Annotated in this window: 14 protein-coding genes; 5 read left to right on the top strand and 9 right to left on the bottom strand. The window is 70.8% G+C overall.

Annotated features, from left to right (window positions below):
- Positions 1-75: 75 nt before the first annotated feature.
- The 4 genes from ACFV2S_RS23985 to ACFV2S_RS23970 all read right to left on the bottom strand — a co-directional run bounded on the left by ACFV2S_RS23985 (position 76) and on the right by ACFV2S_RS23970 (position 3,909).
- The gene (locus ACFV2S_RS23985) at positions 76-837 is read right to left on the bottom strand and encodes a metallophosphoesterase (RefSeq protein WP_385562632.1); all 762 of its coding nucleotides are present in this window, start codon (positions 835-837) and stop codon (positions 76-78) included.
- A gap of 120 nt (positions 838-957) precedes the next feature.
- Complete coding sequence (locus ACFV2S_RS23980; protein WP_385562629.1) at positions 958-1,578, bottom strand: L-threonylcarbamoyladenylate synthase; 621 nt, start codon at positions 1,576-1,578, stop codon at positions 958-960.
- Between the two features lie 9 nt (positions 1,579-1,587).
- A complete protein-coding gene (locus tag ACFV2S_RS23975) occupies positions 1,588-2,991 on the bottom strand; it encodes a phytoene desaturase family protein (RefSeq protein WP_385562673.1) in 1,404 nt (467 codons plus the stop codon).
- 81 nt (positions 2,992-3,072) lie between these two features.
- Positions 3,073-3,909 (bottom strand): inositol monophosphatase family protein, encoded by an 837-nt coding sequence (locus ACFV2S_RS23970; protein ID WP_385562626.1) that lies wholly within the window; start codon positions 3,907-3,909, stop codon positions 3,073-3,075.
- A 112-nt stretch (positions 3,910-4,021) separates the two neighbouring features.
- On the opposite strand from ACFV2S_RS23970, the gene ACFV2S_RS23965 reads away from it, so the two are divergent.
- From ACFV2S_RS23965 to ACFV2S_RS23955, 3 genes are all read left to right on the top strand, one after another.
- The gene (locus ACFV2S_RS23965; protein ID WP_385562623.1) at positions 4,022-5,089 is read left to right on the top strand and encodes a biotin/lipoate A/B protein ligase family protein; all 1,068 of its coding nucleotides are present in this window, start codon (positions 4,022-4,024) and stop codon (positions 5,087-5,089) included.
- A gap of 20 nt (positions 5,090-5,109) precedes the next feature.
- Entirely contained in the window at positions 5,110-5,994 is an 885-nt protein-coding gene (locus ACFV2S_RS23960) for a hypothetical protein (protein ID WP_385562620.1), read from the top strand.
- Between the two features lie 229 nt (positions 5,995-6,223).
- Positions 6,224-7,027 (top strand): serine protease, encoded by an 804-nt coding sequence (locus ACFV2S_RS23955; RefSeq protein ID WP_385562617.1) that lies wholly within the window; start codon positions 6,224-6,226, stop codon positions 7,025-7,027.
- Here the strand turns inward: ACFV2S_RS23955 and ACFV2S_RS23950 are convergent.
- Both ACFV2S_RS23950 and ACFV2S_RS23945 read right to left on the bottom strand, forming a co-directional pair.
- Positions 6,981-8,519 carry an NCS1 family nucleobase:cation symporter-1 gene (locus ACFV2S_RS23950; RefSeq protein ID WP_385562614.1) on the bottom strand — a complete coding sequence of 513 codons (1,539 nt, stop codon included), beginning with the start codon at positions 8,517-8,519 and terminating at the stop codon, positions 6,981-6,983. The two genes, ACFV2S_RS23955 and ACFV2S_RS23950, sit on opposite strands and share 47 nt — an antisense overlap.
- Positions 8,520-8,640: 121 nt before the next feature.
- Complete coding sequence (locus ACFV2S_RS23945; protein WP_385562611.1) at positions 8,641-9,153, bottom strand: MmpS family transport accessory protein; 513 nt, start codon at positions 9,151-9,153, stop codon at positions 8,641-8,643.
- A 354-nt stretch (positions 9,154-9,507) separates the two neighbouring features.
- Between ACFV2S_RS23945 and ACFV2S_RS23940 the strand changes: the two genes are divergently transcribed.
- On the top strand, positions 9,508-18,090 hold the full coding sequence (locus ACFV2S_RS23940) for a DNRLRE domain-containing protein (RefSeq protein WP_385562608.1): 8,583 nt from the start codon (positions 9,508-9,510) through the stop codon (positions 18,088-18,090).
- A 13-nt stretch (positions 18,091-18,103) separates the two neighbouring features.
- Positions 18,104-18,625 (top strand): SMI1/KNR4 family protein, encoded by a 522-nt coding sequence (locus tag ACFV2S_RS23935; protein ID WP_385562605.1) that lies wholly within the window; start codon positions 18,104-18,106, stop codon positions 18,623-18,625.
- Between the two features lie 72 nt (positions 18,626-18,697).
- On the opposite strand, the gene ACFV2S_RS23930 is transcribed toward ACFV2S_RS23935, so the two are convergent.
- The 3 genes from ACFV2S_RS23930 to hydA all read right to left on the bottom strand — a co-directional run bounded on the left by ACFV2S_RS23930 (position 18,698) and on the right by hydA (position 23,632).
- Positions 18,698-21,013 (bottom strand): collagenase, encoded by a 2,316-nt coding sequence (locus ACFV2S_RS23930; RefSeq protein ID WP_385562602.1) that lies wholly within the window; start codon positions 21,011-21,013, stop codon positions 18,698-18,700.
- Between the two features lie 212 nt (positions 21,014-21,225).
- Positions 21,226-22,227 carry a TIGR03842 family LLM class F420-dependent oxidoreductase gene (locus ACFV2S_RS23925; RefSeq protein WP_385562599.1) on the bottom strand — a complete coding sequence of 334 codons (1,002 nt, stop codon included), beginning with the start codon at positions 22,225-22,227 and terminating at the stop codon, positions 21,226-21,228.
- Between the two features lie 10 nt (positions 22,228-22,237).
- On the bottom strand, positions 22,238-23,632 hold the full coding sequence (gene hydA, locus ACFV2S_RS23920) for a dihydropyrimidinase (RefSeq protein WP_385562596.1): 1,395 nt from the start codon (positions 23,630-23,632) through the stop codon (positions 22,238-22,240).
- Positions 23,633-23,642: the final 10 nt, after the last annotated feature.

The raw sequence follows: 23,642 nt of genomic DNA, 5'->3' as shown, positions 1-23,642 counted from the left end.
GTTCCAGGATCGGGGACGGACGGGGCGCGGGCTGGCGAGAAAACGACATGGACGTCCGCCCCGGTCGTCGCGCGGTCAGCCGGTGACGGTCCGGTAGTGGGTGGTCAGCCGGCCGTCCCCGCCGAGGACGTGGAAGGCGAGGGCGGGCGGCGGGTCGAGGTGGACGTGCGGGTGGTCGGTCGGGTTCTCCCAGGGCAGCCGGAGCGCGGAGACGACCCCGGGGGCGACGAGCAGGGGGCGCCCGGCGAAGGTCGTGGCGGCGGCCGTGTGGGCGTGGCCCGCGAGGAAGGCCGTGAGGTGGGGGTGGCGTCCGGCGAGCGCGGCGAGCCGCTCCTCGCCGAACTGCCGGATCCCGTCCACGTACGGGGTGTGGAGCGGGACCGGCGGGTGGTGGAAGGCGACCAGGACGGGCACCTCGTGCGGGGTGCCGGCGAGGACGTCGTCGAGCCACTCCAGCGTCTCGTCCTCCAGGAGGCCCTGGTGCTCGCCGGGTACCGAGGAGTCGCAGAGGGCGAGGACGAAGCCCTCGCCGCGGAGCACCTGGTTGACGGGGGCGTCGCCGCGTACCGCCGTGTCCTCCGGGAGGAGGCCCTTGCGGAAGGCGGCACGGTCGTCGTGGTTGCCGGGGCAGACGAGCAGCGGGTGGCGCGTGGCCAGCAGCTCCCGCGCCACCGCGTACTCGTCCGGGGTCCCGTGGTCGGCGACGTCACCGGTGACGAGGACGGCCGCCAGGTCGTACGGCAGCTCCTCCAGGTAGCGCAGGACGGCGCGGGTGCGGTCCTGGCTGCGCCGCTCGCCGTCGATGTGGACGTCGCTGACGTGGGCGATGACGATCATGCGGCCGGGCCTCCGTGGGTGCGCGGGAACGGGCGTCCACGCGACCGTACGGTGATCACGGACCGGCCGGGAAGGGCCGCTTCGGGACGGGTGGACCGGTCGCCTCTCGCCGCTCGCCGTCTACTCGAAGCGGGTGGTGTCGCCCGCGCCGTGGCGGACGATCTCGGGCTCGCCGCTGGAGAAGTCGACGACGGTGGTGGGTTCGGTGCCGCAGTCGCCGGAGTCGAGGACCGCGTCGACCTGGTGGTCGAGCCGCTCCTTGATCTCCCAGCCCTGGGTGAGCGGTTCGGCCTCGTCGGGCAGGAGCAGGGTGCTGGAGAGCAGCGGTTCGCCGAGTTCGGCGAGGAGCGCCTGGGTGACGACGTGGTCGGGGATGCGGACGCCGACGGTCTTCTTCTTGGGGTGGAGGAGCTGGCGCGGCACCTCCTTCGTCGCCGGGAGGATGAAGGTGTACGCGCCGGGCGTGGACGCCTTGACCGCGCGGAAGACGTCGTTGTCGATGTGCACGAGCTGGCCCAGCTGGGCGAAGTTCGCGCACATCAGCGTGAAGTGGTGCCGGTCGTCGAGGTCGCGGATGGAGCGGATGCGGCTGATGCCGTCGCGGCTGCCGAGCCGGGTGCCCAGCGCGTAGCAGGAGTCGGTCGGGTACGCGACGAGCGCCCCGTTCCGGATGGAGTCGGCCACCGCGCCGATGGTGCGGGGCTGGGGGTTGTCGGGGTGCACGTCGAAGTACTTGGCCATGGGTGCAGTCTATTTTCGCAGGCTCCGCCACACGGCCTTCGCCGCGTTGTGCCCGGACATGCCGTGCACGCCGGGGCCGGGCGGGGTCGCGGAGGAGCAGAGGAAGACCGCCGGGTGCGGGGTGGCGTAGGGGCGCAGCGAGAGCGTGGGGCGCAGCAGGAGCTGGAGTCCCCGGGCGGCGCCGCAGGCGATGTCGCCGCCGATGTAGTTGGCGTTGCGCTCGGCGAGTTCGGCCGGGCCGGAGGTGGCGCGGGCGAGGACGCGGTCGCGGAAGCCGGGGGCGAAGCGCTCGATCTGACGCTCGATCGCCTCGGTGAGGTCGCCGCGCCAGCCGTTCGGGACGTGGCCGTACGCCCAGAAGACGTGCTTGCCCCCGGGAGCGCGGGACGGGTCGACGAGGCTGGGCTGGGCGGTGATGAGGAAGGGCGCGTCGGGGGCGGTGCCGGAGGAGGCCTGGCGCAGCGCGGTGCCGATCTCGCCGGCGGTGGGGCCGACCTGGACGGTGCCGGCCCGGCGGGCCTCCTCGGCGGTCCAGGGCACGGGTCCGTCGAGCGCGTAGTCGATCTTGAAGGCGGCGGCGCCGTACTTGTAGTGGTCGTAGTGCCCGCCGAAGCCCGCGATGCGGGCCAGGGCGGTGGGCGAGGTGTCGAAGACGTAGGCGCGGGCCGGCGGCAGGTCGTCGAGCCGCTTGACCTCGAAGTCGGTGTGGACGGCGCCGCCGAGGTCCTTCAGGTACGCGGCGAGGGCGTCGGAGATGGACTGGGAGCCGCCCCGGGGCATCGGCCAGCCGCCCGCGTGCGCGGCGAGCGCGAAGACCAGGCCCACGGCGCCGGTGGCGAAACCGCTCAGCGGGGCGATGACATGGCCCACGAGTCCGGCGAGGAGCGCGCGGGCCTTCTCGTCCCGGAACCTTCGCATCAGCCAGGTGGACGGCGGGAGTCCGGCGAGACCGAAGCGGGCGAGCGTGACCGGGTCGCGGGGCAGCGCGGTGAGCGGCAGCTGCATGAAGTCGCTCGCCAGGGTGTCCCACTTGCCGAGGAAGGGCGCCACGAGCCTGCGGTAGGTCCCGGCGTCGCGGGGGCCGAAGGAGGCGGCGGTCTCGGCGACGGAGCGGGCGAGCACGGCGGCGGTGCCGTCGTCCCACGGATGGGCCATGGGCAGTTCGGGGTGGAGCCACTCCAGGCCGTACCGGTCGAGCGGCATCGTCCTGAAGACGGGCGAGCCGGCGCCGAGGGGGTGCACGGCGGAGCACGGGTCGTGCCGGAAGCCGGGGAGGGTGAGCTCCTCGGTCCTGGCGCCGCCGCCGATGGTGGACTTGGCCTCGAACACGGCCACGGAGAGGCCGCGCCGGGCCAGTTCGACGGCGGCCGTCAGTCCGTTGGGTCCCGCCCCCACGACGACGGCATCGAGCATCGACGTCTCGTTCGTCACCTTCGGACTCCTTCGTCAGCCGATGGCCAAGGATTCCAGGATAGGCGGGTGGCGGGAGGCTCCTCACGCGCCCCCGAGGAGCGTCCTGATCCGCTCGGCGGTCGCCGCGTCCCGGGCCGTCGTGAACGGCAGCGCGTTCCCCCCGGCGATGCGGAACGGCTCCCCCGCGACCGTCGTGGTCGCGCCGCCCGCCTCGGCGACCAGGAGCAGTCCGGCGGCGTGGTCCCAGGCGTACTCCCAGCTGAAGGCGGTGCCGTCCAGTGCCCCGCGCGCGATGGCGAGGTACTCCAGGCCGGCCGAGCCGCAGGGGCGCGGACGGACGCCGTCGACGGCGAGGCCGCCCAGGGCCCGCTTCTGGTCCGGGGTGGTGTAGTCGGGATGCGAGGTGGCGACCTCGATGACGGCGCCGGGCGCCGGGGAACCGGACCGTATCGCCCGGCCGTTGAGCGTGGCGCCGCGGCCGCGCACGGCGACGGCGAACTCGTCCAGGGCGGGGGCGAAGGTCCAGGAGGCGAGGATCTCGCCGTGGTGGGCGAGCGCGACCAGGGTGCAGAAGGCGGGGTCGCCGTGGACGAACTGGCGGGTGCCGTCGACGGGATCCACGATCCACACGGGGGCGTCGCCGCGCAGCGCCTCGTACACGGAGGGGTCCGCGTGGACGGCCTCCTCGCCGACGACCACCGAGCCGGGCAGCAGGGCGGTCAGGGACGCGGTGAGGTGGGCCTCGGCGGCCCGGTCGGCGACGGTGACCAGGTCGTGCGGCCCGTTCTTCTCGACGATGTCGTCGGCGGAGAGCTGCCGGAACCGCGGCATGATCTCGGCGGCGGCCGCCTTGCGGACGGCCTCCTCGACCTCGGTCGTTCGGCCGCCGAGCACGTGTTCAAGGAAGTCTTCGATCATGCGTCCAGCTAAGCACGGGGCGCTGACAACCGGAATGCCGCACTTGTCACCCCCCGTTTCCCCGGGGAGTACCCTTTGGCCGAGTTCACCCCTTACACGCAGGGAGGGTTCCGTGCACGGCGCGTACCACGGGGAGTACAAGGTCCCCGGAGGAAAGCTGGTGGTCGTCGACCTCGACACCGAGGACGGGGTCCTGCGGAACGTCCGGGTCGCGGGCGACTTCTTCCTGGAACCGGACGAGGCGATCCTCGCGATCGACGGCGCCCTCGAAGGAGCGCCGGCCGACACGGACGCCCCGGGCCTCGCGGCGCGCATCGACGCGGCGCTCCCGCCGGGCACGCATCTGTTCGGCCTGACCACGGAGGGCGTCGGCGTCGCGGTCCGGCGCGCCCTCGCGCACGCCACGGACTGGACCGACTACGACTGGCAGCTGATCCACGAACCGCCGCAGTCCCCCGCGCTGCACATGGCGCTCGACGAGGTGCTGACCGCCGAGGTGGCGGCCGGCCGCCGCCCGCCGACCCTGCGGGTCTGGGAGTGGGGCGCGCCGGCCGTGGTGATCGGCAGCTTCCAGTCCCTGCGCAACGAGGTCGACCCGGAGGCGGCGGAGCGGCACGGCATCCAGGTGGTGCGCCGGATCAGCGGCGGCGGGGCGATGTTCATCGAGCCCGGCAACACGATCACGTACTCGCTCTCGGTCCCCGACGCCCTCGTCCAGGGACTGTCCTTCACGGACAGCTACGCCTACCTCGACGACTGGGTGCTCGGCGCGCTCGGCGACATGGGGATCCGGGCCTGGTACCAGCCGCTCAACGACATCGCCACGGACGCGGGCAAGATCGCGGGAGCGGCGCAGAAGCGGCTCGTCGCGGGCGAGGGCGCGGTGCTGCACCACGTGACGATGGCGTACGACATCGACGCGGACAAGATGACGGAGGTGCTGCGGATCGGCCGCGAGAAGCTCTCCGACAAGGGCACGGCGAGCGCGAAGAAGCGCGTGGACCCGCTGCGCCGGCAGACGGGCCTTCCGCGCGAGACGGTGATCGAGCGCATGATCGCCTCGTTCCGCGGCCGGTACGGGCTCACGTCGGGCCACCTGACGGAGGACGAACTGACCCGCGCGAAGCAGCTGGCGGAGACGAAGTTCGCCACCCCGGAATGGACGTCCCGGGTGCCGTAGCCGCCGCGTAGGGTGCCGGTGTGCGGGTCGAGGAGCCGGTGAAGCCCGGGCTGCGGATGGAGTGCGCCGACGGGCGCCGGCTCGTGCTGCTCCAGGGCGCGGTCCCGGTGCTGTTCGCCCGGCAGCGGGCCACCCACCACGGGGTGCACTACGCGCGCACCGGCCGGTACGTGTCCCCGCTGCCCCCGCTCCGTGCCGAACGGGCGCGTGCGTTCGCGGAGTTCGCGCCGCCGGGCACGGACGAGTGGACGGCGCGCTGGGCCGCGTACGCGGAGACGCGGCTCCGCACGACGGCGGACGGCCCGCTCCACACGGGCGAGTGGCTGCTCGCCCCGGATCCCGACGGCTGGTTCGGGGACGGCAACTGGCCGAAGCTCCTGGCCCACGACCCGGACCGGGGCCATCTGACCTGGTTCGGGTACGGCGACCCGGTGGAGGACGCCCGCGACCTCCTGCCGCTGCGGGCGCTGTCGCCGGTGGACGCGCCCCGGGTGCGGGCGTACCGCCGCCAGTACCGCGAGGGGGTGCTGCCGCCCGTGCTCGGCTGGTGGATCAGCGGGCTGCACTCCCCCGTGGTCCTGGACGGGCACGACCGGCTGGTGGCGGCGCTCGCGGAGGGCGGCCGGCCGGAGGTCCTGCTCCTGTCGCGGGCCCCGGGCGCCGCATGGGTGGCGGCCTGCTCCGAGCATCCGGTGGCCGCGTACGAGAAGCGGGTCGCCGCGCTCTCGGGCCCGCTCGGGTCCGTGCGGATCGCGAACGAGAGCCGGAGGCTCGCCGCCGCGCTCCGTTCGGTCGTGCACTCGCCCGACCTCACCCGCGCCTGGCCGTTCCCCGGCGGGGCCCCGGCCTGGGACGCGGTGGCCGCCGAGCACGTGCCCGGCTGGGCGCCCGACGCCGGGTGCTGAACAGGACCTCGCGGACCTCCCGGCACCGCGTCGTTCGCCGGTCCGCCGCCTGCACCGGGTGACTCCCCCGCCGTCGGTTCGTTGATGATCACACGGGCCGTGACGGTCGTGCGGAAACGTCTCCGCACGGCGCCTGACCGGCCCCCGGTCATGGTGTCGGCGGTGCGGAGGTCAGGTGCGTCAGGTACGTCGGGTGCGTCAGGTGTGTCGGGTGCGTCGGGTGCGTCGGGTGAGGAAGCTCTTCGTGGCGGTCGCGGGCGCGGTCCTGGCCCTAGGTCCCCCCGGCATCGCGCCGGCCGCGCACGCGGTCGTCGGCGGCCAGGAGGCGCGGCCCCATCAGTACCCCTTCATGGTGGGGCTGGTGGACCTGGACGAGCGGCGGGTGATGTGCGGCGGGGTGCTGGTCGGCGAGCGGTACGTGCTCACCGCCGCGCACTGTCTCACCGGCTCGTACAGCAGCACCGCGCGCGTGGGGGTGCTCCTCGGCGACCACGATCTGACGCGCGCGGACGACAGCCCGAACGCCGTGCTCGCGGCCCCGGCCGCCTTCCTCCCGCACCCCGGCTACGACCCGGCCACCCAGCGGGACGACATCGCGCTGATCCGGCTGGCCGGGCCGGTGGCGTTCAGCCGCGACGTGCGGCCGGCCGCCCTGCCCTCCCGGTACGCCCACGGCTCCTTCGACCACACGCAGGTCGAGGCCCCCGGCTGGGGCACCACCTCCTTCGGGGGCCGTACCTCCGACGTCCTGCGGACCGTGGTCCTCTCCACCCTGAGCAACCCGACGTGCGAGGCCCGGGGCATGGACCAGGTCACGGCCGCCCAGCTCTGCACGTACGCGCCGGGGCGGGACACCTGCCAGTACGACTCCGGCGGCCCCCTGGTCCACACGGTCGCGGGGACGCCGTACGTCGTCGGCCTGGTCTCGTACGGGAAGGGGTGCGCGACCGACACCCCCGCCGTGAACACCCGGGTCTGGTCCTACCTCAGCTGGATCGGGAGGACGGCCGGGAAGCTGCCCCGCGCCTCATGACGCCGGTGTACAGCAGGAGGGCGGCCGCCAGGCCCACGGCCCAGCCGTAGTCGGCGAGCGGCTTGAGGAAGGGGATCAGTCCGTCCTCCGGGAAGGGGCCGGTGCCCGGCGCCGAGTGCGAGCCGCCCACGGCGAGGACGCCGCCGACGGCGAACGCGAGGACGGCCGCCGGGTTCCAGCCGCCCCGGTACCAGTAGGGGCCGTCGGCCCGGTAGAGGCCTTCCAGGTCGAGGACGGTCCGCCGGACCAGCCAGTAGTCGGCGATGAGGATGCCCGCGACGGTGCCGAGGAGGCCGCCGACCAGACCGAGCCAGGTGAAGATGTAGAGCTCGGGGGTGGCGGTGAGTTTCCACGGCATGATGACCACGCCGACGACGCCGGTGATCAGCGCGCCCCTGCGGAAGGTGATCAGCCTGGGGGCGAGGTGGGCGAGGTCGTACGCCGGTGAGACGACGTTCGCCGCGATGTTCACCGAGAGGGTCGCGACGATCACCGTCACCAGGGCGAACAGCAGGCCGAAGACGTTGTCGGTCTTCGCGGCCAGCGCCACCGGGTCCCAGACGGGCGCCCCGTACACGGCCTGCGACCCGGAGGTGACGAGCACCGAGAGCAGCGCGAACAGGGTCATGGTGGTGGGCAGGCCGAGGGTCTGCCCCAGGACCTGGGCGCGCTGGCCCGCGCCGAAGCGGGTGAAGTCGGGGATGTTGAGGCTCAGGGTCGCCCAGAAGGCGATCATGCCCATGAGGGCGGGGAAGAACACGGGCCAGAAATCGGCTCCCCAGCCCAGCTTCGACGGCTGGTCGAGGAGCGGGCCCAGGCCGCCCGCCTTCACCGTGATCCAGCCGAGCAGGGCGAGCGCGCCGACGACGACGAAGGGCGCGGCCCAGTTCTCGAAGCGCCGCAGGGCCTCCATCCCCCGGTGGATGATGGCGAGTTCGAGCGCCCAGAAGAGGACGAAGCAGAGCCACAGGGTCCACGGCTGTCCGCCGACCTTCGACGCCTCCGCCCAGCCGCCGCCGAAGACCTTGTCGAGCAGGACGAAGACGCCCTGGCCCCCGATCCAGGTCTGGATGCCGAACCAGGCGCAGGCGACGCCGGCCCGGACGAGGGCGGGCAGGTTCGCCCCGCGCAGCCCGAAGGAGGCACGGGCGAGGACGGGGAAGGGGATGCCGTACTTCGGCCCGGCGTGTCCGGTGAGCAGCATCGGGACGAGGACGACGACATTGGCCAGGGCGATGGTGAGGACGGCCTGTTTCCAGTCCATGCCGAGGGCGACGAGGCCGGAGGCGAGCATCCAGGAGGGGATGTTGTGGGCCATGCCGACCCAGAGGGCGGCGAAGTTGTACGTGGTCCAGCGGCGCCCGGCCACGGGTACGGGCAGCAGGTCGTCGTTGGCGAAGCGGGGGTCGGTGAGGGCCGTGCCGGGCGCAAGCTCGGCACGGCCGTCGACGACGGAGGCGCCGGGTCTGCCGGAGGACGCGGTTGCGGTCATGGACGGAACCCTTCGTTCGGGGACGGAACGAGGCCGTGCGGGGCGTGGGGTTCTTGACCGTGCGGAGTCTTGTCCTGCGGGGCAGGGGCGTCAAGGGAGGCGGAACGGCCGGTTCGCCCGTTCAGTGGGCCCCTTCGGCCGTCTCGGGCGCCCCGCCGCCACACGTCGTCCGCCCGAACGCCCCACTGGCGGTGGCGCGTTGGACGTGGCGACCGCGGACGGCGAGGGTGCAGCTCGCCGTGCCGCCCTGCTCGCCTAGGGTGACCTGGACGATCGGCGCGGCGCCGGCGGGGACGCTCACGGTCTTCCTCCAGGGCAGCGCCGCGTTCGCGACCACCGCCGCCGCCTCACCGCCTGGCCCCCGGTAGCTGATGTCGGCGGTGCCCTTGCCGAGCACCTCGTACGTCACCTCCGCGGCGGCGGCGCTCCGCGCGGGTGCCTCCGGCCGGGGGGCGGCGCCCGTGTCGCGGGAGCCGGCCGGCGCGTACGCGGCGAACACCCCACAGGTGAGAAGCAGTACGGCCCCGACGGCGATGCCACGACGGCGGCGCGCGACGGGCGAGGCCGCGCGCACCTCGGCCTCCTCGGGCCCTTCCCGCTCTGCCGGTTCTTCCAGTTGTTCCGTCGTGGACATGGCCGCACTTTCGGTCGAGTCGAATTCGGCCTGGGTTATACACCACCGGAATCCGTGAATGCCAGGCGCGCGACAAGTCCGGCAAGGCGCGTTCAATCTTCCCAACTCGGATCTTGAAATGCCCTCATTTGCGTGAGCGCTTGACGCACCGTCCGTCCCGTGATGAACAATCCCCCCGCCGTGACCTGACCGCCTTGGGCAAGGCCGTTTCCCGCATGCGGGAGGTGGCCTGCTTCGGCATGCCCTGAGGCATGCGGGCGGGATCGGGTCCACCACGTCAAGGTAGGGATCTGCGTGAAAATGAAATACGGGCGGGCGATAGCCTGCCTCGTGGTTTCGGCAATTGCCGGAACCATGCTCCCACAAGTCGCCTATGCGGCACCGGTTTCGAGAGAAGACGACGAGGGTATCGTCGATGCCCTCTCGGGCTGGTTCTCCGACGACGGTGACGACCGGGCCCAGCCGGCCCGGCCGGACGAACCGTCCACCGGCGGGACGCCGGTCCTGCCGAGCCGGGAGAAGCTCCCGAAGGGCAAGGCGGCGGCGAAGCCGAAGCGCGTCGCCGAGCTGACCGGGAGGCGGACGGCGAACGCCCGCTACTGGCAGCTGTCCGACGGCCGGGTGCAGGCCGAGGTGTCGGCGGTGCCGACCGGGTACCGGGCGGGCAGGTCCTGGAAGGACATCGACCCGACGGTCGTCCCGTCCGCCGCCGGGGGCTTCGCCTTCTCCAACACGACGAACGCGGCGTCCAGTTGGTTCGGATCGGACCCGGGCAGGCTGCTGCGCTTCGAGGCGGGCGACGGGCACGCGGTGACCCTGGGCCTCGAAGGCGCGGGCAGGCTCGCCCCGGTGGCCGAGGGCGACACGGTCACGTACAAGGACGCGGTGTCCGGTGCGGACCTGTCGTACGAGGTCGGTCCGGGGCGGGTCAAGGAGAACATCGTCCTGGACGCGAAGCCGTCGGGGCCGGTGTCCTTCACGTTCACCCTGGACGCGGGCGGGCTGACGCCGAAGGAGAACAAGGACGGCTCGGTCTCCTTCCACGGCGAGGGCGCGGACCCCGTCCTCGTCATCCCCGCGGCGTTCATGACGGACGCGAAGAAGGACGCCGGGGCTCCGTACGGTTCCGCGTACAGCGGGAACGTGACCCAGAAGCTGACGAAGGCCGGCCGCGGCTGGAAGCTGACGGTCACGCCGGACACGGCGTGGCTGGCCGCGCCCGAGCGGCGGTACCCGGTCACGATCGACCCGACGCTCTCGATCGCGCCGACGCCGACGACGGCGCAGGACGTGATGATCTCGTCGGACGGCGCCACGACGAACTACGACGACAACTGGCGCCTGTCGGTCGGCAACACCTCCACCGGCACGTCGCGCGCCCTGATCCGGTTCCCGGTCGGCAGCATCCCCGCGGGGACGAAGCTGGACTCGGCCGATCTGAGGCTGTACTTCGACCAGACGCACACCACGGGCGACACCGAGGTGCAGCTGGAGGCGCACCGGGCGACGCAGGCGTGGACGGAGTCCGGGGCCACCTGGAGCAACGCCAACGCGATCACGGGCGAGCTGTCCGGCACGGCGGTCGTGGTGGACAACGCCGAGGCCGGCCGTACGGCGGCCGTCGGCGCCTGGCCCGCGTCGGGGAACACGGCGTACACGCAGTACGCGGTCAACCAGACGTACATGTACAACAAGGACTCGGTCGCGGGTGACACGTACACCTGGCAGCCGAGCCTTCCCGAGGACGGCACCTACCAGGTCGAGACGCACAACGTCCCGGCCTCGGACCGTGCGACGAACGCGCCGTTCACCGTCACCTACGACGGCGGCACGAAGCAGTATCTCGTCGACCAGCAGGCCGGAACCGCCGGTGTGTGGAAGACGCTGGGCTCGCATCCGTTCAGGGCGGGCACGCTCGGCAAGATCGTCCTGGGGGACGGTCCCGCCTCGACGGCCACGTCCGTCATCGCGGACGCCGTGCGGTTCACCAAGGGCGGCGTGGTCACCAAGCAGCCCGGTGAGCTGAACACCTGGCACTCCTTCCCCGTCACCAAGACGGTGCAGTCCTGGATCGACGGCACGAACACCAACAACGGCTTCGTGATCAAGGCCGGTGACGAGTCCGCGAACGGCCCCAAGGGCGGACCCCGTTACGAGGGATCCGAGTTCGGGTACGGCGGCGAGGCCGCCAACTACCCGCGCCTGGTGCTCACCTTCGGCCGTCAGGGCGTCGACCTCGCCGCCCCGACCACCATCCACGACACCGGCGCCGAGCTGAACTGGTCCGCGTACCAGGACAAGGACCCGATCGGCACCGGCGACGACCTCGTCGAGTACCAGGTCCACCGCTCCATCAGCCAGACCTTCACCCCCTCCGCCGCCACCCTCGTGGCGCCGGTCGCGCCGGGCACGACCTCGTTCACCGACACGTCGGCGACGCCGACCAAGGCCGACGACGCCGATCCGTTCGGGCGCGCGTACTACTACATGGTCGCGGTGAAGACGAAGGACGGGCAGGTCGTCGCCGCACCCACCCAGCTCGTACGCCTGCCTAAGGCCGGCCGCACGACCAAGGTGCTCACCGCGACCCAGGACACCACCCTGTCCTCGACGCAGCCGACGCTCCCGCACGACACGATCGACGACAGCGGCCCGAAGAACTGGCTGTCCGTCGGCAACAACTCCGCCACCTACGGCGACACCCGCGCCCTGCTGAAGTTCCCGGCGCTCGGCATCCCCGCCACCGCCCGGGTCCTGGACGCGAACGTCCGCCTGTGGTCGACGCAGACCGCCCAGGACACCACCGGGGCCGTCTACGAACTGCGTCCGCTGAACCGTGACTTCGAGGAGGCCACCGCCACATGGGTCAAGGCCGACGCGAGCACGAACTGGACCGCTCAGGGCGGTGACTTCGGCGCGTCCGTCGCCGACACCGGCGCGATGACGAACGACCCGGCCCGCCACGACTGGAACGTCACCTCGCTGGCGCAGTCCTGGGTGACGACCCCGGCCTCCCAGAAGGGCGTCGTCCTGCGGATGGCCGACGAGGCCGCCTCGCAGGAGCGCACCCTGTTCCTGTCGTCCGAGGGCACCGAGCAGCGGCTCGCGCCGAGGATCGTGGTCACCTACATCGACTCGACCACGGAGTCGACGTACTACGCGCCGCAGACCCCGGCCCGCATGACGCCGAACAGCGACTACACCGTCGACTTCACCCTCACCAACACGACCGCGTCCACCTGGACCTCGGCCGACCACGTCCTCACCTACAAGTGGGCCCTGCCCGACGGCACGGACGTCACCACCGGCGGCAACCAGGTGCAGACGGCACTGCCCTCGAACGTCGCACCCGGTGGGACCGTGGGCCTGCAGGCGCAGGTGAAGACGCCGGTCAACTCGGACAACGGCAACAAGCGCACCGACTACGTGCTGACCTGGGACGTCTACGACAGGACGACCGGCACCTGGACCTCGGGCGGCTCCGGCATCCCGGGCCTGAGCCAGAACGTGGCGGTGGAGGACCCGACCTCCAACCAGCTCGGCATGGAGAAGTTCTACGTCTACACGGGCAAGAACACCGGTGCCGGCTCGACCCTGATGAACAACCTGGCGTCGGGCAACACCGTCTGGCAGTACAACGCCTTCACCAACCCCGGCCGCGGTGTCACGACCTTCGCCCGGTTCGCGTACAACAGCCAGGACACGTCGGACACCGTCTCCGGATCCGGCTGGTCCTTCCAGGCCTCGGGCCCGATCCGGCTCGGCGCGCCGCTGGAGTTCCACCCCAAGCCGCACCCGATGGAGATCCGCCTCCCGGACGGCGACGGCACGACCCACGTCTTCCGTGAGCAGCCGGACGGTTCCTGGAAGGCCCCGGCCGGTGTCCACTACAAGCTGGCGGCCAAGCCCGGTCTGGACTGCACCCCGCTGAAGGACCCGGTCCCCGACGCCTGGACGATGACGCGTCCGGACGGCACCCGCTTCGTGTTCGGCTGCGACGGCTACATGACGTCGACGGTCGAGAAGAACGGGAACACCCAGACGTACACCTACGAGGAGAGGAAGTCGAACAACAAGCCGACCAAGTTCCTCCGGTACGTCACCGACCCCGCCGGCCGGCAGTCGCTGACCGTCGACTACTACTCCAAGGCCGACGGCAACAACCCGAAGATCATCGACCACATCAAGTCGATGACGGACATCTCGGGCCGCAAGGTCGCCTTCGAGTACTCCGACAAGGGCCTGCTCACCAAGATCACCGACGGTGCGGGTTCGACCCAGCCGAAGGTGTTCGGCTTCGAGTACGACGCCACCCAGGGCAACAAGAACGTCAAGCTGGTCAAGGCCACCGACCCGCGCGGCAACGCCACCTCCCTGGCGTACAACTACCCGCAGACCGGGGACGACCCGAAGTACCACTGGTGGACCAAGACGTTCACCGACCGTCTCCAGGGCGCCACGGGCTTCACCTACGCGGTGGACGGGTCCAACCCCAAGTTCACGGCCACCAGGGTCACCGACGCCGAGTCGCGCGCCTCCGACTACGTGACCGACGACTTCGGCCGCGCCGTGCTGTCGACGAACGCCAAGTCGCAGTCGATGAAGCTCGGGTGGGACGCCGACAACAACGTCACGTACACGGAGGAGACCAACGGCGCCAGGACCGCGTACTGCTACGACCAGAGGACGGGCTACCCGCTCTGGAAGCGCGACGCGGAGAACAACAAGGCGGGCGTGCCGACGCAGAGCGAGTGCGCCCCGGGCGTCTACCCGGCCAACTCCGCGCGGTACGCGTACCAGACGCGCGCCGACGGGTACGCGGCCGACCTCTTCACGAAGACCTCTCCGGAGGGCCGGAAGTGGCAGTTCGGCTACGACGCCTTCGGCAACCTGAAGACGGTCACCGACCCCAAGGGCGTCGCCACCGCGACGGCGGGTGACTACACCACCTCGTACGAGTACGACGCCTACGGACAGCTGGTCCGGGCGGTCGACGCCAACGGCAACGCGGACACGAACAGCGGCTTCGGGCCCACGGGCTTCCCCACGACGATGACCGACGCGCTGAACAACGCGTCGACGTTCGTCTACGACGAGCGCGGCAAGGTCACGCAGGTCACCGACGCGCTGGGCAAGAAGATCACGCAGACGTACGACGTCTACGGCCGCCCGCTGGTCAAGACCGAGCCCAAGGACCAGGCCGCCGGCGACCTGATCACCGCTCCGGCCCCCGTGTACGACGCCAACGACAACGTCACCACGTCGACGGCGCCCAACGGCGCGGTGTCCACCGCGGTGTACGACGCGGCCGACCAGATCACCTCGGCGACCGAGCCGAAGTACACGCCGACGTCGGACGAGCGGCGGACGACGTACACCTACGACAGGGTCGGCAACCTCAGGACGACGACCGAGCCGAAGGGAACGCTGACCGCGGCGGACGCGACGGACTTCGTCACGACCAACTACTACAACGAGATCTACCAGCTGACCTCCATCGCCAACGCGAACGGCGACAAGGTCAGCTACGAGTACGACAACGTCGGGAACACCGTCAAGGTCGTCGACCCGAAGAAGAACGCCACGGCCGACCCGGCCGACTACACCAGCCTGTCGGCCTACGACCTGAACCACCGGGCCACCTCGGCCACGGACGCCGCCGGGAAGACCACGCGGAAGGCGTACGACAAGGACGGCCTGGTCGTCTCGACGACGGACGCCGAGAACAACACCACGCTGGTCGCCTACGACGAGCGCGGCAAGCAGACCGAGGTCAGGGTCCCGCGCAGCGGCACCTCGCCGATCGTCTACCGGACGACCCGGTACGAGTACGACCAGGTCGGCAACGCCACCAAGGTGATCAGCCCGCGTGCCGTCGAGGCGGGCACGACCACGGCGTTCACCTCCCGTACCGAGTTCGACGCGCTGAACCGGCCGAAGCGCCAGTACCAGCCGTATGACCCGGCGGACCCGCGCTACAACAAGGCGGACGTCTACACGGAGACCGAGTACGACGCCGTCGGCCGGGTGTCGAAGACCTCGATGCCGCCCTCGGAGGGGCAGACGGTCCGCAACGTCGCGACGACCGACTACTTCGACAACGGCTGGACGAAGAGCTCCACGGACCCGTGGTCCATCTCCACCACCTACGACTACAACGCCCTCGGCCAGCAGACGGCCAGGACGCTGACGTCGGCGGGCGGGTCGTCCAACCGCACGATGACGTGGTCGTTCTACCCGGACGGCAAGGTCAAGTCCCGTTCCGACGACGGTGTTCCGGTCGGCAGGTCGGTCGTCCTGCTCGACAACTCCGACACCCAGTCCGTGTCCTCCACGGGCACCTGGGCCACCGGGAACCTCACCGGGCAGCAGGGCTACGACCACCGCACCCACGCGGCCGGCGCGGGCACGGACGCCTTCACCTGGTCGCTCGACGTCCCGAAGGACGGCACGTACACCGCGTACGTGAAGTACCCGAAGGTGACCGGGGCCGCCACCACCGCGAAGTACACCCTCACCCACGGCACCACCACGGAACCGGCGGTCACCAAGGACCAGAACGCCGGCACCGGCACCTGGGTCGCCCTCGGCACCTACGCCCTCAAGCAGGCCGACGCCACCAAGCTGAGGCTGGACCAGAACAGCGGCGGCGCCGTGGTCGCCGACGGGGTCAAGCTCGTCCGCGACAACGCGTCGGAGACCGACAACGAGAAGCGGACCTTCACCTACGCGTACGACGTCAACGGCAACCTGACGACGATCGGCGACACCTCTCCGGGTTCGAAGGTCGACGCCTACGCCATCACCTACACGGGCCTCAACCAGGTCCAGAAGGTGACGGAGTCGCTGGCCGGCGTGGAGAAGAAGGCGACGTCGTACACGTACGACGCCAACGGGCAGTCGGATTCGATCACCCACCCCAGCCAGTTCTCCAAGTACACCTACGACCTGCGCGAGAAGGTCAAGTCGGTGTCGGTCGGCACGTCCGCCACGGACGCCGACCCCAAGGTCACCTCGTACACGTACACCGACCGCGGCCAGAAGCTGAAGGAGACCAAGGACAACGGCAACACCGTCGACTACACCTACTACCTCGACACGGCGCTGAAGTCGACGACGGAGAAGAAGGCGGACGGCACCACGCTGGTCGCCTCCCACACCTACGCCTACGACGCCAACGGCAACAAGTCGCAGGACGTCGCGCGGAAGATGAACGCCGACAACCGCTCGGCGTACCTCGACTCCACGACCGACCTCACCTACGACCCGGCCGACCGGCTCGCCACGTCGGTCAAGACGGGCAACGGCGCCACGACGGAGACGTACGTCCACGACGACAACGCCAACGTCGTCAGCCAGACCGTCAAGGGCGCGACCACCACGTTCCAGTACGACCGGAACAGGCTGCTGAGCACGTCGACGGCGGGCGTGGGCGCGAGCTACACGTACGACCCCTTCGGGCGTCAGCAGTCGGTCAGCTCGGGCGGCAAGGTCATCGAGCGGAGCGTGTACGACGGCTTCGACCACGTCGTGGAGTCCCAGAAGCCGGACGCCGGCGGCGCGATGAAGTCGACGACGTACACCTTCGACCCGCTGGACCGCACCGCGTCGAAGACGGCGGACGGCAAGACCACCGACTTCGAGTACCTCGGCCTGTCCGGTGAGGTCCTCGACGAGAAGGTCGCCGGCGCGCTGACCAAGTCGTTCCAGTACAGCCCGTGGGGCGAGCGTCTCTCGCAGACCAAGCACAACACGGACGGCACGACGGAGGACGGCTACTACGGCTACAACAGCCACACCGACGTCGAGACCGTCACCGACAGGAACGGCGACACCAAGGCCACCTACGGCTACACCGCCTACGGCAACAACGACGCCGCCGAGTTCACCGGCATCGACAAGCCCGAGGCCGGTCAGCCGGACAAGGAGGAGTACAACCCCTACCGGTACAACGCCAAGCGCTGGGACGCCCAGTCCGGCACGTACGACATGGGGTTCCGCGACTACAGCCCGGGCCTCAACCGGTTCACCACCCGGGACATGTACAACGGCGCCCTCGCCGACATGAAGCTCGGCGTGGATCCCTACACCAGCAACCGGTACGCCTTCGGCGGCGGCAATCCCACCAGCCTCGTCGAGCTGGACGGCCACTTCCTCTTCGCGATCCCGGCCATCTACTGGGCGGGCGCCGCACTCGTCACCGCCCTGTACGCGGCGACACCGCAGGGCCAGCAGAACCTGGCGGACGCGGGGACGGCCCTGGGCAGCATGCTGATGCCGTCCGCGGACGACACCGATTCCGGTGACTCCGCCGACAACGAACCGCGCCCGGGTCCCACCCCGTCGCCGTCACCGGGTCCCCAGCCCCGGCCGGCACCGCGGACCACGGACACCAACAACCCGACGTGCGACCCGATGCCGCTGATCGACGGCGGACGGGTCTACGGCGGCCTGGAGGAGTACACGGACCACCAGGGCAACAAGGGCTGCCGGGCGACCGGAGCCTGGGCCTATCTCGACCAGAGCGACCGCAGGTCGCGCACCGGTGCGGGCGGTCTGCCGAAGTGCCCCGAATGCGAGCCCTCCGTCCAGCCCGACGGCATGGGCGAGATCGCGGCCGGAGGCGGAAAGCCGCAGGCGGGCCACCTGATAGGTTACTGGGGCGGTGGCACCGGCCAGGACGTCCGGAACCTGGTCGCCCTGCACGGCAGGGCGAACGCGAGGATGGCCAGCAAGGTCGAATCCTTCGGGTGGAAGCACCTGACCGGTGACAACAAACTGATCATGTCGGTCGTGCCCATCTACGGGGACCCGCATTCCGCCGTTCCCACGCTCGTCCAGGTGGGAATGACCGCGTACGGACCCCAGGGAGACATCGTGGACACGTTCTCGTGCACGGCGATCAACTCCCAGAGCGGCATCGGTTCGACGTGCTAGAGGGGGTCGAGAGGTGACAACGCTTTCGGAGATCCGGGCCCTGCTGGGCGAACCCCGGTTCAACTGGACGGACCCGGCGCCGTGGATCGAGTTCGAGCGGGAGTTCGGTGTCGCGCTTCCCGCGGACTTCCGCGAGATCGTCGACGCCTACGGTTCGGTGACGGTCAACGGGCAGTTGTATCTGGAGCACCCCGCCGGGCATCTCCTGCACAGCCTGGGCAAGACCGTCCGGGGAGACCTCGAGTTCTGGTCCGAGGAGGACATGGCGGAGTTCCTGCCGACTCCGGTGGGGGCGAAACCCGGTGAGCTGATGCCGGTGGCGTCGGCGGTGACGGGGGAATACGTCTTCCTCCGCGTCCCCGACGACTCCTCGTCGCCCTGGCGCGTCCTGGTCCAGGAGATGGACAGTCCGTCGTGGACGCTCTACGAGATGACGTTCGGCGAATGGCTGCTGGCGTATCTCAAGGGCAGGGACGTGACGTTGTGCGTGCGTGACCGCGCGCCCGACGGACCGTTCTTCGAGTTCCTCTCCTGATTCCCCGGCGAATCGACGGAGCCCCGCCACGGTGTGGCGGGGCTCCTGCCGTTCCGCGGGCGGCGGAGCGGATCAGCCGGTCCGGGTGGAGAGGCTCACCCCGCTGAAGCCCTGCGCGGCGGCGAGGCTGAAGTAGACCCAGCCGGAGGGCGGGTTGTCGATCGTCAGGGTCTCTCCGTTCCCGGCGTGGACGGACTTCGCCAGGTTGCTGCTGGTGGTGGCCCAGCTGCCGCCTCCGTAGTACAGGTCGGCGTTGCCGGTGCCGCCGCTGCTGGTGATCGTCAGGCGCGTGACGCCGGCCGGCAGGTACACGAAGTGGTAGCTGTAGTCGCCGGTGGCGGCGGCGAGGTTGTCCCGGCGGCAGTTCTGGTCGAACTGCCGGGGGTCGGTGAGGGTGCAGAGCGGGGTGGTGGCGGCGGTCGGGGCGTCTGGCAGCGAACCGCAGTCGTTCGTCGCGCAGTCGGTCGTCAGCCAGGCCGTGAAGTCGGCGTCGTAGCGCGTGCCGACGGTCTGCTTCAGGAAGGTGCGGGCCCCGGTCCAGTCACCGGTGCGGTACTTGCCGAGCACGGTCTGGACGTCGGCGGGGTGCTTCTGGAGCATGTAGCGGACCGCGAGCCAGCCCCAGCGGTAGACCCGGTTCGAGTTGACCTCGGGGTCCTCCTCCTGGCCGTAGACGGTGTCGAACAGGTCGCTCAGCCGGTAGGTCTTCCGGGCGGCCTCGGCGATCGCGTCGGCGTTCCGCTCGCCCCGGTAGCCGTACGAGATGTTCTCGGCGATGCCCTCGACCCACCAGATGGTCGGCGTGGTCATGCCCGCCTCGAAGTCGCCGTACATGTTCGCGCGGCCGTCGAGGTAGTGGGTGTACTCGTGGTTGAGGTTCCAGATCTGGAAGTCGGGGCGCAGCCAGCTGGCCTCGTGGGCGATGAAGCGGGCCTGGTTGCCCGGGGCGGCGGGGTTGCCCTCCTCGTACATGCCGCCGTTGTCGACGTCGATGTCGTAGATGGCCCAGGCGTACAGCGCGTACTGGGTGTAGTCGTCGAAGGCGACGACCTCCAGGTCGGTGTTCACGTCACCGGGGATCGGGCCCTTGTCGCCGATGATCCGGTGGAAGTAGGCGTCCTGGCCCGCCAGGCTCGTGCAGGTGCTCGCCAGCTGGCCGGGCGACATGTCCTGGGCGCGGATCTTCAGGCCCGGGGTGCAGGTGTGCTGGATCGGCAGGACCGCGGGCAGGACGCGTGCGCCCAGGTCGCAGATGGCGTAGGCCGCGCAGTTGCCGCGGTCGTACTGGCGCGTGTACCAGCCCAGGTTCATGGTGAGCGGCGCGGTGGGGCCGACGTTCGGGTAGCGGTTGATCAGGTCCTTCAGGAGCGGCCGGACGCGGTCCTTGAGCTCGGGGACGTCGAGGGCGTAGCCGAGGTAGCGGCCGACGTTGCTGACGACGTCGAGGCGGTTCAGCTGGGAGCCGTTGCGGGTGATGAAGCCGGCCCAGGTGTCGAGGAGGGCGGGGTCCGCCTTGAGGGCGGCGCGCCAGCCGCGGTCGTCGTTCTTGGCCTTGAAGCCGTTCTCGACGACCCATTCGACGTGCTGCACGGCGAGGTTCATCTGGCCGGGCCAGGTGGCGTCGTAGCCGCCGAGCAGCCACTTGACGACGCCGGCGTAGCGGCCGGCCTCGTGGGTGCTGTCGATCAGGGTGACGACCTCGTTGAGGATCTCGCCGTTGGCGTCGGTGACGTCCCTGCTGCGCGGGGAGGCGTAGAAGGCGTCGAGGGCGCCGCGGGCCGCGCCCGCCAGCGCGGTGCCGTAGTCGCCGACGACGTCAGCGTGGTTGTCCTGCACGTAGTAGCCGGCGCGCAGGAACATGACGAGCTGCCCGACGGAGGTGCTGTTGTCGCCCGTGTACGAGGCGGAGGCGTCGCGCAGCGCGTTGGCGACGGTCACCATCTGGGGCTCGCGGAAGGCCTTCCGCGCGTTCTCTCCGGTGAGGTTGAACAGCGGGTACGTACAGGTGATCTGGGGAAGCGCCTTGAGCTGCTGGACCAGGGCGGTCCCCGTGGAGTCGATGACGCCGGAGAGGTCGCCGCAGGCGTCGGCGGCGGCCGGTGACGCGAGCCTGCTCGTCTTCGCGGCGGCCGCGGGCGCGGGCCGGGGGGCGGTCTCCTCGGCGCTGTCCTGCGAGGAGAGCCGGAACCGCGGGGTGTCGCTGATCGCGTGGGGCGACTTGGGGACGGGGATCGCCCGCGGCGCGGGGGCCGGAGCCGTGGCGCCGCTCGTGGCGGCGACGGTGGCGGCCTGGCTCTGCGGCGCGAACAGTCCGAGCGTGAGGAGGACGGCCGCGCCGAGGACGGGAAGTCTTCGCGCGTGGGTCTTCGATATCGGGGCGGGGCGCATCTGTGGGGGCCTCCGGGGCCGTTGGGGCCGTGTGTGGGGACACACGGATGACTGACACGTGACGTGTAAAATTTCACATGTCGCATTGTTCTGGAAGACCCCTGACGCGATTCTTCGTCCGACGTGGCATCACGAAAGGCCGGTCGCCGTCGCCCGGGAGTTCCGGATGACGGCGACCGGCCTGGTGGCGGGAGGGTTCGAGCGGTCCCGCGCTACGCGGTGAGCGCCGGGATGATCTCGGCGCCGTAGGCGTCGATGGTGCCCTCGCGGTTGTCGTGCATGTTGTAGACGGCGAACTGGTCGACGCCCAGGGACTTCAGGTGGCGGAGCTTCTCGATGTGGGCCTCCGGGGGGCCGAGGAGGCAGAAGCGGTCGACGATCTCGTCGGGGACGAACTCGGTGTCCGGGTTCCCGGCCCGGCCGTGGTGGCTGTAGTCGTAGCCGTGCCGGTCCTTGATGTACGCGGTGAGCTCGTCCGGGACCATCGACGAGTGCTCGCCGTACTTCTCCACCAGGTCGGCGACGTGGTTGCCGACCATGCCGCCGAACCAGCGGCACTGGTCCCGGGCGTGCGCCAGGTCGTCCCCCACGTAGGCGGGGGCGGCGACGCAGATGGTGAGCGCGTCGGGGTCGCGGCCGGCGTCGGCGGCGGCCTGCCGGACCGCCTTGACCATCCACTCGGTCAGGAACGGGTCGGCGAGCTGGAGGATGAAGCCGTCGGCCTTCTGCCCGGCGAGCGCGAGGGCCTTGGGGCCGTACGCGGCCATCCACACGGGCAGCTTGCCGTCCGTGATCCAGGGGATGCGGATCGCGTTGCCGTCGACCTGCGCCTCCCGGCCCTCCGCGAGGTCGCGGATCACGTCGATCGCCTCCCCCAGCCGGGCCAGCGTGTTCGGCCGGCGGCCCGCGACGCGCATGGCGGAGTCGCCGCGGCCGATGCCGCAGACGGTCCGGTTGCCGTACATGTCGTTGAGGGTGGCGAAGGTGGAGGCGGTGACCTCCCAGGTACGCGTCCCGGGGTTGGTGACCATGGGGCCGACGTGCAGCTTGGTGGTGTGGGCGAGGATCTGGCTGTAGATGACGAAGGGCTCCTGCCACAGCACGGCGGAGTCGAAGGTCCAGCCGTAGCGGAAGCCGTTGCGCTCCGCCCGGCGCATCAGGCCCACGACCTGCGAGGCGGGCGGGTCGGTCTGCAGGACGAGTCCGAAGTCCAACGTCGTTCTCCTAGTTCAGGTACTGACAGAGACCGCGCGGCACGAACACCCCGTGGCCCGCGTGGCCCACGTACTTCCGCCGGTCCACGATCACCTCGCCGCGCGAGAGGACGGTCTCGACCTGGCCGGTGACCGTCTTCCCCTCGTACGCCGAGTAGTCGACGTTCATGTGGTGCGTCTCGGCCGAGAGCGTCTGCGTCGCGTGCGGGTCGTAGATGACGATGTCCGCGTCCGTGCCCGGCGCGATCGTCCCCTTCTGCGGATACAGGCCGAACATCCGTGCCGGGCTCGCGCAGGCGATCTCGATCCAGCGGCGGCGCGAGATGTGCCCGTCCACGACGGCCTGGTGGAGCAGGTCCATGCGGTTCTCGACGCCCGGCAGGCCGTTGGGGATCTTCGAGAAGTCGCCCCGGCCCAGCTCCTTCTGGCCGACGAAGCAGAAGGGGCAGTGGTCGGTGGAGACCACCTGGAGGTCGTTCGTCCGCAGCCCCCGCCACAGCGCCGCCTGGTGCTCCTTCGGCCGGAGCGGGGTCGAGCAGACGTACTTGGCGCCCTCGAAGTCGGGCTCCGCGAGGTTGTCCGTGGACAGGAACAGGTACTGCGGACAGGTCTCGCCGAAGACCGGAAGCCCCAGGTCGCGGGCGGCCGCCAGCTCCGCGACGGCCTCCTGCGCCGACACGTGCACGACGTACAGCGGGGAGCCCGCGACCCGCGCGAGCTGGATCGCCCGGTGGGTGGCCTCCGCCTCCAGGAGGGCCTTGCGGACCTCCCCGTGGTAGCGGGGGTCCGTCTCGCCGCGGGCCAGGGCCTGCTCCACCAGGACGTCGATCGCGATGCCGTTCTCCGCATGCATCATGATCAGGCCGCCGGTGTCGCCGGCCTGCTGCATCGCCCGCAGGATCTGCCCGTCGTCCGAGTAGAAGACCCCCGGGTACGCCATGAACAGCTTGAACGAGGAGACGCCGTGCTGGACGAGCTTCGGCATCTCCTTGAGCGTCGACTCGTTCACGTCCGACATGATCATGTGGAAGGCGTAGTCGATCGCGCACTTCCCGTCCGCCTTCTCGTGCCAGGCGTCCAGGCCCGCCCGGAGCGAATCGCCCCGCGACTGCACCGCGAAGTCGACGATCGTCGTCGTCCCGCCCCACGCCGCCGCCCGGGTCCCGGTCTCGAAGGTGTCCGAGGCGAACGTCCCGCCGAACGGCAGTTCCATGTGCGTGTGCGCGTCGACGCCGCCCGGGATCACGTACTTCTGCGAGGCGTCGATCACCTGGTCGGCGGTCCACTGCTGGCTTCCCGGCGCCGCGAGGGCGACCACCCGGCCGTGTTCGATCAGCACGTCCGCGTGCGTCTCGTCGGAGGCGGTGACGACGAGACCGCCGCGGATGAGGGTACGGGTACTCACGGTGCTTCTC

Source organism: Streptomyces sp. NPDC059695 (assembly GCF_042733785.1).
Taxonomy (GTDB): Bacteria; Actinomycetota; Actinomycetes; order Streptomycetales; family Streptomycetaceae; genus Streptomyces.
This window is presented reverse-complemented; position numbering and strand designations above follow the sequence as displayed.

Coding starts and splice junctions, on each gene's coding strand:
- ACFV2S_RS23985 (WP_385562632.1), bottom strand. CDS start 837: ATGATCGTCATCGCCCACGTCAGCGACGTCCACATCGACGGCGAGCGG.
- ACFV2S_RS23980 (WP_385562629.1), bottom strand. CDS start 1,578: ATGGCCAAGTACTTCGACGTGCACCCCGACAACCCCCAGCCCCGCACC.
- ACFV2S_RS23975 (WP_385562673.1), bottom strand. CDS start 2,991: ATGCTCGATGCCGTCGTCGTGGGGGCGGGACCCAACGGACTGACGGCC.
- ACFV2S_RS23970 (WP_385562626.1), bottom strand. CDS start 3,909: ATGATCGAAGACTTCCTTGAACACGTGCTCGGCGGCCGAACGACCGAG.
- ACFV2S_RS23950 (WP_385562614.1), bottom strand. CDS start 8,519: ATGACCGCAACCGCGTCCTCCGGCAGACCCGGCGCCTCCGTCGTCGAC.
- ACFV2S_RS23945 (WP_385562611.1), bottom strand. CDS start 9,153: ATGTCCACGACGGAACAACTGGAAGAACCGGCAGAGCGGGAAGGGCCC.
- ACFV2S_RS23940 (WP_385562608.1), top strand. CDS start 9,508: ATGCTCCCACAAGTCGCCTATGCGGCACCGGTTTCGAGAGAAGACGAC.
- ACFV2S_RS23930 (WP_385562602.1), bottom strand. CDS start 21,013: ATGCGCCCCGCCCCGATATCGAAGACCCACGCGCGAAGACTTCCCGTC.